At 35.1% G+C, this 12,108-nt stretch carries 14 protein-coding genes; 11 read left to right on the forward strand and 3 right to left on the reverse strand.

The features are described from left to right. Window positions 1–506: YegS/Rv2252/BmrU family lipid kinase (locus HMPREF3029_RS04835; RefSeq protein ID WP_144265409.1), on the forward strand; the 506-nt coding region annotated here is incomplete at its 5' end. 9 nt (window positions 507–515) lie between these two features. Here HMPREF3029_RS04835 and HMPREF3029_RS04840 read toward each other — a convergent pair. Then, a complete protein-coding gene (locus HMPREF3029_RS04840; RefSeq protein WP_068131008.1) occupies window positions 516–740 on the reverse strand; it encodes a hypothetical protein in 225 nt (74 codons plus the stop codon). Between the two features lie 76 nt (window positions 741–816). Between HMPREF3029_RS04840 and rlmD (HMPREF3029_RS04845) the strand changes: the two genes are divergently transcribed. Together rlmD (HMPREF3029_RS04845) and rlmD (HMPREF3029_RS04850) are read left to right on the forward strand one after the other, a co-directional pair. Next, window positions 817–2,142, forward strand: a complete 1,326-nt coding sequence (rlmD, locus tag HMPREF3029_RS04845; RefSeq protein ID WP_070710038.1) for a 23S rRNA (uracil(1939)-C(5))-methyltransferase RlmD — start codon at window positions 817–819, stop codon at window positions 2,140–2,142. A 12-nt stretch (window positions 2,143–2,154) separates the two neighbouring features. Then, on the forward strand, window positions 2,155–3,543 hold the full coding sequence (gene rlmD, locus HMPREF3029_RS04850; protein ID WP_070710039.1) for a 23S rRNA (uracil(1939)-C(5))-methyltransferase RlmD: 1,389 nt from the start codon (window positions 2,155–2,157) through the stop codon (window positions 3,541–3,543). Between the two features lie 291 nt (window positions 3,544–3,834). Here the strand turns inward: rlmD (HMPREF3029_RS04850) and HMPREF3029_RS09390 are convergent, their stop codons facing one another. Next, window positions 3,835–3,978 (reverse strand): hypothetical protein, encoded by a 144-nt coding sequence (locus tag HMPREF3029_RS09390; protein WP_168161332.1) that lies wholly within the window; start codon window positions 3,976–3,978, stop codon window positions 3,835–3,837. Between the two features lie 82 nt (window positions 3,979–4,060). Here HMPREF3029_RS09390 and HMPREF3029_RS09725 point away from each other — a divergent pair, with 82 nt between their 5' ends. The 4 genes from HMPREF3029_RS09725 to HMPREF3029_RS04865 are packed head-to-tail and all read left to right on the forward strand — an operon-like array spanning window position 4,061 to window position 7,811. Beyond that, window positions 4,061–4,213 carry an SHOCT domain-containing protein gene (locus tag HMPREF3029_RS09725; protein WP_371327373.1) on the forward strand — a complete coding sequence of 51 codons (153 nt, stop codon included), beginning with the start codon at window positions 4,061–4,063 and terminating at the stop codon, window positions 4,211–4,213. A 53-nt stretch (window positions 4,214–4,266) separates the two neighbouring features. Next, window positions 4,267–5,829, forward strand: coding sequence for a recombinase family protein (locus HMPREF3029_RS04855; protein WP_070710040.1), 1,563 nt, complete (start codon window positions 4,267–4,269; stop codon window positions 5,827–5,829). After that, window positions 5,829–6,242, forward strand: a complete 414-nt coding sequence (locus tag HMPREF3029_RS04860; protein WP_068131174.1) for a serine integrase family protein — start codon at window positions 5,829–5,831, stop codon at window positions 6,240–6,242. Before HMPREF3029_RS04855 ends, HMPREF3029_RS04860 begins: the two co-directional genes overlap by 1 nt. Before the next feature lie 3 nt (window positions 6,243–6,245). Continuing rightward, entirely contained in the window at window positions 6,246–7,811 is a 1,566-nt protein-coding gene (locus tag HMPREF3029_RS04865; RefSeq protein ID WP_070710041.1) for a recombinase family protein, read from the forward strand. Window positions 7,812–8,204: 393 nt separating this feature from the next. Here HMPREF3029_RS04865 and HMPREF3029_RS04870 read toward each other — a convergent pair whose 3' ends face one another. Continuing rightward, window positions 8,205–9,320 (reverse strand): IS4 family transposase, encoded by a 1,116-nt coding sequence (locus HMPREF3029_RS04870; protein ID WP_070710042.1) that lies wholly within the window; start codon window positions 9,318–9,320, stop codon window positions 8,205–8,207. A 244-nt stretch (window positions 9,321–9,564) separates the two neighbouring features. Here HMPREF3029_RS04870 and HMPREF3029_RS04875 point away from each other — a divergent pair, with 244 nt between their 5' ends. The 4 genes from HMPREF3029_RS04875 (at window position 9,565) to HMPREF3029_RS04890 (ending at window position 11,862) form a co-directional block, all read left to right on the forward strand. Beyond that, window positions 9,565–10,101: a TetR/AcrR family transcriptional regulator gene (locus HMPREF3029_RS04875; RefSeq protein ID WP_070710044.1), complete on the forward strand. Its 537-nt coding sequence runs from the start codon at window positions 9,565–9,567 to the stop codon at window positions 10,099–10,101. Next, the gene (locus HMPREF3029_RS04880; RefSeq protein ID WP_057995856.1) at window positions 10,102–10,416 is read left to right on the forward strand and encodes a DMT family transporter; all 315 of its coding nucleotides are present in this window, start codon (window positions 10,102–10,104) and stop codon (window positions 10,414–10,416) included. A gap of 74 nt (window positions 10,417–10,490) precedes the next feature. Continuing rightward, window positions 10,491–10,784, forward strand: coding sequence for a DMT family transporter (locus HMPREF3029_RS04885; RefSeq protein ID WP_371327374.1), 294 nt, complete (start codon window positions 10,491–10,493; stop codon window positions 10,782–10,784). 592 nt (window positions 10,785–11,376) lie between these two features. Beyond that, window positions 11,377–11,862, forward strand: a complete 486-nt coding sequence (locus tag HMPREF3029_RS04890) for a gamma-glutamylcyclotransferase family protein (protein WP_070458548.1) — start codon at window positions 11,377–11,379, stop codon at window positions 11,860–11,862. Window positions 11,863–12,108 lie beyond the last annotated feature (246 nt).

A 12,108-nucleotide genomic window follows, 5' to 3' on the forward strand; every position in this document is an offset into this window, starting at 1 on the left:
ACGGTAAATACTTTATGAATATCGGCGGGGGCGGTAAGATTACAGAAGTATCTTACGAAGCACCGAGTCGCTTAAAGGCAGTTATCGGATCACTTGCATATTATGTAAAAGGAATTGAACTCATCCCACAAATCACATCATTTCCTATACGTATTGAACATGATGAGGGTGTCTATACAGGGCGCGTCATGATTTTTTTAATCGGTTTAACAAATTCGATTGGTGGATTTGAACAACTCGTACCAGATGCAGAGTTAGACGACGGCTATTTTTCGGTTCTAATATTAGAAGAGGTCAATTTAGCAGAGCTTGCACATGTTTTAACGCTTGCGATGCGCGGGAATCATTTAAAGCACGATAAAGTAAAATACTTTAAATCAAGAGAGCTATACGTCTCAAGTTTCGAAGAAGTACAGTTAAATTTAGACGGAGAACTCGGTGGTGTGTTACCTGCACATTTTAAAAATTTACAACAAGCCATTAAAGTAAGAATTAAAAAAGAATAACCGCTTTGGTTATTCTTCGTTTTTTTGTTCATTTTTAATCGACTCGATTTCTTCATCGAACGTCGTTTTATGTTTTTCATTAAATGCTTCAATATGCGTATTTCTTACGAGGGTAAAATTTAACGCAATAAAAAATGAGACACCAGTCATAATGATTGCTGGTAAACCAAGTTCAAATGCAGTAAAAAGAATATATGCAAATAAAACCCATAACATCAAACCACTCGCTCTCACGACATACCCTCCCAAATCTTAATATAAATATTATAATTAATTTCATCTATTTTTAAAAGAGAAAACAGGGGATCATATGGATAATATATATAAAAGTAAAGTGTCAGGATACACACATGACGGTAGAGGTGTTGTAAAAGAAAATCACCTCGCGTTTATAGATGGTGCTATAAGAAATGAAACAATTACATATACACTCACTCAGACTGGTAAAAAGTTTAGTCAAGGGAAAGTAATAGATGTTTTATCGAGAAGTGAAAATCGTGTAAATCCACCATGTAAATATTATGACGTCTGTGGTGGATGCCACGTTCAACATATGGATGAAACCGAAGAACGAGACTTTAAAAAAGAAGCGGTTTTAAATACGTTGAGACGTCATATTAAAGATATAGAAGTGAACGATACAGTTGAACTTGAAGAGCTATATTATTACCGAAATAAAACAGTATTTGCAGTGAGAGAACAGCGTGGCAAAGTGGTCATCGGTCAATTTCATAAAAATGGTAAAGATGTCGTCGATATCAATCATTGTATGATTCAAAAAAGAAGTCATAACGAGATCATCGAAGTGTTAAGAAAACTGATAGTAAAATACGACATTTCAATCTACAATGAAGAGAAACATACCGGACTTTTAAGACATTTAATCATCCGTTCTAATCACGATGATAGTGAAATACAAATCGTGTTTGTTACGAATGGTAAATCATATACATTTAAACCATTAGTCGATGAACTCATACAAGACGCTAGAATTACAAGTGTCATTCAAAACATTCACACTGAAAAAACAAATCTCGTCACGAGTTACAACTCAGTCGTACGTTACGGTAAGTCATATATAAAAGATGAGTTATTAACAAAACAATTTAAAGTGAAAGACTTATCGTTTTATCAAGTGAATCATGATATTACAGAAAAGATGTATAGTGAAGCAATCAAACGAGCTGCACTAACAAAAACAGACGTCGTCGTCGATGCGTATTCAGGTATTGGTACGATCGGTCAGTTGTTAGCAAACAAAGTGGATGAAGTGATCGGTGTAGAAATCGTCGAAAGTGCAGTCGAAGATGCAAGAGACAATGCAAAGTTAAACGACATAAAAAATGCGACGTATATAAATGGTAAAGCTGAAGAGAAAATTAAAGAGATTGTAAACGAAAAACATATCGATGTACTATTTATAGATCCACCGAGGAAAGGGTGCGACCGTACATTTTTAGATACGGTTTTACAAGTGGAACCAGAGAGAATCGTATATATCTCATGTAATCCAGCAACACTTGGGCGAGATTTAAAAATATTAAGTGAAAAATATACAATCGGTTCAATCACACCGTACAATATGTTTTCAAAGACGTATCACGTGGAGTGTGTCGTTAGTTTATCGAAAAAATAGAAGGTGAAAGTTATGTCAAAGTCACGCATATATGATGTGACAATAAAAAGTTTTAATAAAAAAGGTCAAGGTGTCACAAAGTATCGAAGAGATGACTGGGAAGGTAAAGGTAAAAATTTACGTTTAACAGTTCCTCGTACTATTCCTGGAGAAGTAGTCCGTGTAAATGTACCAAATGCTATGAATCGTAAAAGTGCATTTACGCATCCAATTGAGATTATTAAAAAAGATGAAAACCGCATTGACGCACCATGTAAGTATTTTGATATATGTGGTGGATGTCAGTGGCAACATTTTGACTACAATGCGCAACTAAAAGTAAAAGAAAATGCTGTTAAAATGCACATTGAAAACAATGGGTTCGACCCTTCGGTGATTCGTCCAATTATCGGAGCGGAAAATATGTGGCGTTATCGTAACAAAATGGAGTTTACGTTCGGTAGTAATGGTGAACTCGGTCTTCATGAAATGGATAACTTTAGAAATATTATCGACCTAGATTCATGTTTAATTGCTGGTGCTGAGACTGAAAAAGTCATGAATATCGTTTCAGAGTGGGCAAAACAAAGTGGCATTAAAACATATAACAAAGATACAAAAGAAGGAATTTTACGTTACTTAATGGTGCGAGAATCTCAACATACAGGTGAAGTGATGTGTGCGATATTTGCCGCAGACGATCCAGAACGATATGAAGCAGAAATTAATCAACTATTAAAAACGTTAGTATCTGAAATAGAAAATATCGAGAGTATTACGTGGTCAAAAAATACAGATTTAGCTGATATGACACAATCTGAACGCACAGTCGTTTTACACGGTAGAGATTATATTCACGATGAAATGTACGGATTTAACTATCGTCTGTGGTTTGATACGTTCTTCCAAACAAATCCAAGACAAGCAGAAAAGTTAGTAGACCTCGCAATAGAATTTGCAAATCCAACGAAAGACCAGTCGATGATTGACTTATTTTGCGGAGTAGGAACGTTCTCATTACCATTTGCAACGCGTGTTAAAAGACTCGCTGGAATTGAAATTGTCGAGAGTTCTATAGAATCAGCGAAACAAAACGCTGAAGATAACGATGTTACTAATACTTATTTCCTCGCAAAGGACGCTAGACGTGGTATCGACGAAGTACTAGAAAACTGGGGCAGACCAGACGTCATTATGCTCGACCCACCAAGATCAGGTGCAGGTGGAAAAGTGATGCGTAGAATCGGACGCCTTCAAACAGATAGAGTAGTATACGTTTCATGTAACCCAGAAACATTCGCAAAAGACATCACATGGCTCAGAGATTTTGGCTATGAACTAAAAATCGTACAACCTGTAGATCTATTTCCGCATACAGTGCATGTGGAGTTGGTGGCGCTGTTGTCAAGGGTGGAAAAGTAAAAGGTTGAAGTGTTAAAAATGTGGGTAAGCAACAATTAAAAGCAATGAAAGCTGGATTTAAAGATGTGTTTGTGAAATATGAGTAAATAAAAACAACCGAGGAGCAGTTAAACTCTTCGGTTGTAACTTAAATGACTATTTAATCTTCCACAATCGCGCCCGATTGTGGAATTATTTAATTTAATTATAACACTTCAAACAATTCTCTCTTTGAGCCTTTTTATAAAATTTCAAAAGAAATTTATTTGTAATTTTTAAAAAGGGTGTTAAAAACCAACCTTTTAAAAACGATTAAATATTTTGCCTTTCAATATTTAATTCATCTTGTTCAATTTGATATTCTTGTTCTTCAATATCTAATTCATCTTGTTCAATTTGATATTCTTGTTCTTCAATATCCAATTTCTCTAGTTTAGCATTATTTAAATTAAACATTTCAATCATCCCTCCAATAAAATTGACCGTTTGCTGAATAATCTACTTTCATTATATCTAGAACTTCAATTACATATCAACTATTAATGAACTTCAATATCACCTTGCTGAAAAGTTGCTCATGAAACTATATGAACAGGAGCTTGTTTCTCAGGAAGAATACAATCAAATAAGCAAACTAAATCGTCAAAAATTCACCCCCTTATTAGGCCCTTTAATGTGCGATAAACCTTGATATAACAGTGTTATAACGCTAATATGTCACATGCAAGAAAGGAGAGTGAGTGGATGAGAAAGATAACAACACTTGATGCGGCAACATCTTCAATAGGAAAACCGAAACAAAAGGTTGCTGCCTATATACGAGTGTCAACATCGAACGAGGATCAATTGATTAGTTTAGAAGCACAAAGGCGACACTATAAAACTATAATTGAAAATAATGATGAATGGCAGCTCGTTGATATTTATAGTGATGAAGGCATCACAGGGACCAAAAAGGATATACGACCAGGATTGCTTCGATTAATATCTGACTGTGAAAAAGGAAAGATAGACTTCATTTTAACGAAATCAATTAGTCGATTTGCGAGAAACACAATTGATTGCCTGGAGTTAGTCAGAAAATTGATGGATTTAGGTGTACACATTTATTTTGAAAAAGAAAAAATTAATACAAATTCGATGGAAAGTGAACTTATGCTTTCAATCTTAAGTAGCCTTGCAGAAAATGAATCAGTGTCACTTTCCGAAAATAGTAAATGGTCGATTAGACAAAGATTTAAACGAGGGATTTACAAGTTATCGTACCCGCCATACGGTTACGATTATATCGATGAACAAGTAATTGTAAATGAAGAACAAGCACAGGTCGTCAAGCGGATTTTTAACAGTGTACTAGAAGGAATAGGAACGGATAGAATTGCCAGGCAGTTAAATGAAGAAGGAATTCCAACAAAACGAAATGGCAATTGGACAGGTTCTACGATACGTGGAATTGTTAAGAACGAAAAATACACTGGAGATGTGCTACTTCAAAAGACTTTTACTGATGAGCATTTTAATCGAAAAGTAAATCAAGGTGAACTGGATCAATACTTAATTGAAAATCATCATGAAGCAATCATCACACATACTGATTTTGAAGCGGCTAATCGAATGCTAGAATATCAAGCAAGCCAAAAGAATGTAGCTGCTGGAAGTAGAAAGTATTTAAACCGTTATCCTTTTTCAGGGAAAATTGAATGCGCGGAATGTGGCGATACATTTAAAAGGAGAATTCACACTTCTACGCATAGAAAATATATTGCTTGGTGCTGTTCAACACACATTAAAAACAGAGATGAATGTTCGATGCTTTTCATTAAGGAAGAACGCATTCATCAAGCTTTTATTACAATGATGAACAAACTCGTTTTTGCTCGAAAAGAAATACTACATCCACTTTTTGAAACAATGAAAAATGGCTTTAAACATGATACAGAAGAACAGCTCGATCATATTGAATTGCAATTGACTGAGTGCTATGCGAAGAGTCAAATGTTGAAAAAGCTAATGGATGATAAGTTTTTAGAACAGAAATTGTATGAAGAACAACGGACGAAAATGGACAACCAAATTAATGAGTTGTTGGAGGATAAAGAACGGTTGCTACGACTTATTCGCAACGAAGAAGAACAAGTCTACGAACTGAAAAGACTGATGAGTTTCACCAATAAACAGCAGAAAGTTGCATCATTTGAAGAAACGATATTTAACGAATATATTGAAAAGGTTTATATACACTCGTCAACAAAAATAGGTTTTTTATTAAAAAGTGGCTTGTTGCTAAAGGAAGAGGTGAATAGGTGATGGCACATACACCATTTGGCTATCAAATTGAAAACGGTAAAGTAGTCATAAATAAAGAAGAGCTGAAACAACTGCAGCATCTTTTTCAAGCGTATTTATCAGGATTGTCATTAGCAAATGCCGCTAAGGAAGCGGGAATAAAGCGAAATCATGGCGGTATTACCCGAATATTAACGGATGAAAGATACTTAGGAACGGATATTTTTCCTACCTTAATATCAAAAGAATTATTTGAAAAAGTGAAGATAGAAAGATATAAACGGGCAAAAAAATTAGGAAGACTAAATAAAAAACAAGAAGAAACCCCGTTTGAAATTCCCACATTCACTTTACCATCTATCGATATCAAACATGACAACCCATATAAACAAGCAGAATATGTTTACAGTTTAATAGAAAGTGTGGTGACCTAGAGTATGGAAAGTTCAAGAAATGTTACAGTCATCCCGGCAAGACCAAGAAGAACGAGGGAAGTAAGTGATAAGCAAAAGCTGAGGGTAGCTGCTTATTGCCGAGTATCAACTGACAGTGATGAACAGGCAACGAGTTATGAAGTGCAAATCGAACATTACACGTCATACATTCAAGCTAATCCCGAGTGGAAACTTGCAGGAGTTTATGCAGACGATGGCATTACAGGAACGAACACAAAAATGCGAGAACAGTTTAATAAAATGATAGCTGATTGTATGGATGGAAAAATCGATATGATCATTACAAAGTCCATTAGCCGATTTGCAAGGAACACGTTAGATTGCTTGAAATATATAAGAAAGCTGAAAGAACAAGATATACCCGTATTCTTTGAAAAAGAAAATATCAATTCGATGGATGCGAAAGGGGAAGTGATGTTGACGATTATGGCGTCACTTGCTCAGCAAGAAAGTCAGTCGCTTAGCCAAAACGTAAAACTTGGTATTCAATATCGATACCAACAAGGCGAAGTGCAAGTAAACCATAATCGATTTCTCGGCTACACAAAAGATGAAAATAAACGCTTAGTCATTGTGCCAGAAGAGGCGGAAATCATCAAGCGAATTTACCGAGAATACCTGGAAGGATTTAGCTTAAATAAAATTGCAAAAGGACTTGAAGCGGACGGCATATTAACAGGTGCGGGAAGAAAGAAATGGTACAGTAGTTCACTGCATAAAATTCTGACGAACGAAAAATATATGGGAGATGCACTCCTTCAAAAAACATATACAGTCGATTTCTTATCGAAAAAGCGAGTGAACAACGATGGGGTTGTTCCACAATATTATGTAGAAAACAATCATGAAGCTATCATACCAAAGCACCTTTTCATGTTAGTACAAGAAGAATTGAAAAAACGAAAAATCGCTCATATTAGTAAAAATGGACAAAGGCGAAATTACAGCAGTAACCACAGTTTGGCTCAGATTGTATTTTGTGAAAACTGTGGAGAAATATTTAGAAGAGTCCATTGGAATAACCGAGGGAAGAGGTCAATCGTTTGGCGATGCGTCAGCAGGCTTGAAAATACAGGAGTGTTTTGTGATGCGCGAACTGTTAGAGAAGATGACTTAAAGCAAGCCGTTATCCAAGCGATAAATGAACTGTTTAAAAATCGGAGCAACTTTCTAAAAGTCTTAGAACAAAATATTGCACATACGTTATCAAGTCATTTACACGATAAACTGGTGAAAGTTGAAAAAGAACTGGAAGCCTTGCAACATTCTTTAATCGGCCTAGCGAATTCGAACAAAGACTATAATGACGTTGTCGATAATATTTACAAACGTAGAGAAGAAAAACAACAACTTCAACTAGAGATTGCAGAACAAGATCATGGAAGAGAACGATTGGAACAAATATCAGCGTTATTAAAAGAGCAAACATGCGAACTAGAAACGTATGATGAGCAGCTAGTTAAGCGGATGGTTGAGAGAATTGTAGTTCATCCTGAAAAGTTGGAGATTGAATTTAAGTCTGAAATGATTGTTGAAATTGATGTATAGATTAATTGCATGACCCTGTGAAATCGGAGGTAACTTTTCATCGGCTTTTCAATTCTTTATTATCAAGATATCGATAGTCTAGTTGATTGGATAATAGGGACAACTTACAAGTGGAAGTTTCAGAGTATTGCCATTTGGTCAGTAGGTCAGGAAGATATGCGAATTTGGGGAGCATTACCGAAACAAATATTAATAATTCAAGAATGTCTACTAGATGTAGGCATTTTTTTATAACAGTATCATTTTATCACTAGCGTTGCATTAATATTATTGTAATTTTCAGTTTTTGTTTATTTTCTGAGAGAGCCAAAAAACTGAATACCCAACTAAAGGTGGCTCCATCCATTTTTTTAAATATACAGTTAAACATGAGTGACAGCGACGTTTTCTTTATTAAGAGGCGCCTTTCCCTTCTATTTTTAGAAGCCAGATGTAAGCTGGTTTCCATAGAGATGCCCTTAATAAACGGCTGATTTGTAAAATAGTTCTTTTGCTTTCTGTATTGATTTGAACCAGCACATTTAAACAGAAGACAATCATCGCAATATATACTTGATTGTGAATGACGAACTCACTCTGACCATAGAACTTTTTAATGTTTAAATGTTGTTTAATCCACTTGAAAAAGAGTTCAATCGCCCATCGCGATTTATACATCTCAGAGACTTCTTCTGGACTTAAATCAAAACGATTAGTTATTAAATGGAGTACATTCCCTTTTGAATCGACAACTTTTAATAGGCGAAAGTAATTTTCAGCACGGTTTTGCGTTGTACCAATCAAGACCATTTGGTCCGATAGAACCGGCGAATCCTCTTCTAGCTTAAAGTCGTAAATTTCCCGAATGACGGCATTTTTACGAAGCCTAGAAAGGAAAAAGTAGCCATCGTCTGTCATACGATCGAAACGATCATAATCTAAGTAGCCGCGGTCAAACACATACATGCACTCTTTGTCATCGACCATAACTTCAAGCTGATTTCGATCATGTTCTTTTGCGTTAGTTAGCACGGCTTTTTCAGGATAGGATATTCCTTTCTCCATAAATACCAAGCGGAGATGTAGCTTGACACCTGCTTTTGTTTTACGGAATTCGGCCCACCGATGATTAGCTAGGCTGAGTGGTAGCGTGCTTGAATCAATAATTTTTAACGGCATGACTAGCTTAGAATAATGAGTTTTATCATGAATTTGAGCTACTAAGTCCAAAAATATACTTTGAAATAGTTGCGGTGGCATACCGTTTAATCGCCGTGATAATTGAGATACACTTATCGAATTCAGCTCGGTTTCATGTTGAAGTTGGTCATTGAAAAGCCAGTCGCTTATGGCATTTAAACTCTCCACCTCTTTTAGTTGTGAAAAAAGTAATAATTTCAGGAATGACTCTGTCGTTAGCTTTTTTGTATAGTGGTCTAATTTCAATGTTTTTACGTTTTCTTCAAATAGTTGAAGATTTATAGGTGAAAACCATTGCTCAAATGATGTTTTTCGTGTAATCTTGTCCATGAGTTTGGTCCTTTATTAATGGATTTGGACGGGTTACCACCTGGTTATATCCATTATAAAGGACTTTTTCTTTGGATAATAGTAAATTAGTGAATATTCGATATGTTGTTAATATTTTGTGTTAATTAATGCAATGCTAGTGTCATTTTATATAAAATCAATAATTGACAATTTAAAAATGATTTGCTAATATTACTGTACTGAACGTTCAGTACAGTAATATAGATAACTGGAGTGATGTATGTTGAGTAAAAAAGAAGAACTTCTTACAAATGCGGCTAAGATTATAAATGAGGAAGGTATCCAAAAATTAACCATGCAGTACCTTGCCGAGAAGTCTGGAATTACAAAAGGTGGTGTTCTCTATCACTTTGATAGTAAAGAAATATTATTATTAAATATGAATAAAATGGTGATAGAACAATTCGAGGGAAAAATTAACAAATATAAATCTAAACTGTCTGGAGCTTATCAATTTACACGGGCATATGCATTAGCAACCATTGACTATTTAGATGATACTGAAAATGTTTTGCTTCCATCGGTTTTTATTTCTTCTCTAGAAGATGGAAAGAGTATAGAACTGTGGGAATCCGTATCTGAACACTGGATCAAACTATTCGATCAAGACAAAGGAAATCCTGATAAGATTTTAGAACTGCGTTTGATTTGTGACGGAATTTGGTTTTCTATCATGTATAGCTATGTGGATATTTTTAAAGAAAGAATGGAAAAAATAGTGCTTCATTATTGTGATTTAATGGAAAGAGATGTGATTTAAATGGCATATGTATTTTTAGTAAGTGCGATTCTTGCGGAAGTATTTGGTACAAGCATGATGAAACTAACTTCAATAAGTAGCAATAAAAAAGTACTTTCAATCCTTGGGGTAATTATTGGGTATGCGTTAGCCTTTTATTTACTCTCATTGTCATTAATTTCCATACCGTTAAGTTTCGCTTATGCAGCTTGGAGTGGGACAGGAACAGCATTAACAGCACTCGTAGGTTTTTTAATTTTTAAGGAAAAAATAACTATACAAGGCGCTGTAGGTATTCTTTTACTGATTGTTGGCGTTGTATTAATGAGAATTTAAAAAGGAGTTATTATGGTATGAAATATTATTTGATTTTATTTATTTCCATTTTATTTGAAATTTTTGCTACATCGATGCTTAAACTATCTGATGGGTTTACGAATTTAATTCCTAGTATTGCTCTTGTCATTGGCTTTGGAATTTCTTTTACTTTGTTAATTATTTCTCTAAAGTTTATTCCACTAAGTGTCGCATATAGCATATGGGCTGGACTTGGGACTGCAGGAACAGCTTTAGTTGGAATGTTTCTTTTTAATGAAATCCTCTCAGGCTTAAACGTTTTCGGTCTTATGATCATTATTGTTGGTGTCGTCATCATGAATCTCGAAAAAAAGTCTGATAATCTAAGTAGTTCAAATGCTCTATGAAGTTTATTGACAAATTATTTACTTAAGAAATTATATGTAATTGTTATTTCTAAAATCAAGGTAAGAATAAATTTTCACGTCAATATCATTAATATAAACCCAATTTTATCCAACTGACACGATGTTCAGTTGGAATTCTATTTTCTAGAATGAAATTATTCGAGAAAAACGTAATCTAAAAGAAGTTGAAGCAACAAATTCCCGGCTGAATGGGAGTCTTTTTGTGTATTGATTAGAACTATTTCAGGTTCCGAATTTGAGTAAATTCATTGATATGTTCCCACGTACGTACACCTTTAGTCGATATGTTCCCGCAAACGTACTCACCCATAAAAAAGCGCTAGACATCAAGCTTGGTGGCTCGTCCCACTGTGAAATTGTGGCGTTATTGTCTAGGGTGGATGAATAGGAAGAGTTGAAGTGTTGATAGAATAAGGTTTATAGGGTTTCGCTGAAGTTTATTTTGGATGGATAAACGAGCGAAACCCTTTTCTATTAGCTTTAGATGCCCTGAAAATCAGGGTTGACATGGAGATTCCGGGTTGGTTAAGCCACCTGGGATCATTCAAAAGTAAATTGTGAAAGGATTGAAATGATGGTGAAATTATATATTGCCTACGGATCAAATTTAAATCTAGAGCAAATGGCAAACAGGTGTCCAACGGCAAAGGTAGTAGGAACAAGTGAAATAAAGGACCACAAACTCGTTTTTAGGGGGCCACACGCGCATGCTGTTGCAACGGTTGAACCATGCAAGGGAGAAAGCGTTCCGGTCCTTGTGTGGCAGATTACCTCTAGTGACGAAAAGGCACTTGATCGTTATGAAGGATGGCCACATCTGTATAGAAAAGAAATGATGAAAGTTAAAGTAGATAAAAAGACAGTAAATGCGATGGTCTATATTATGAATGAAGGCAGACCACTTGAGCAGCCGAGTTGTTACTATTACTCAATCATTTTAGAAGGTTATCAAAGCGCAGGATTTGATGTCGAATATTTACGTAGAGCAGTTGAGAATTCATATAAAAAAGACGGTGTTACTTTAGAAAACGAATCTAATGGAGGGAAATTAGTGTAGTCCGAATAATATGATAATATATGAGCAAAGTTGAACACACTAGGTGAATGGAAAATACCAAAAAAGGACTGCCTAGATGAGCTGCACCCCTAAAGTTGGACACTAAAATCCAACTTTAGGGGTGTTTTTGTATGAAGAATAAAAAGCATAGCTTTGAATTTAAGGTAAAAATAGTTAATGAATATTTAAACGATGTAGGAGGATACAAATTTTTAGGTAAAAAATATAATTTAAACAAGTCCCTTG

Origin of the sequence: Nosocomiicoccus sp. HMSC059G07, from assembly GCF_001815515.1 — a bacterium.
GTDB lineage: Bacteria > Bacillota > Bacilli > Staphylococcales > Salinicoccaceae > Nosocomiicoccus > Nosocomiicoccus ampullae_A.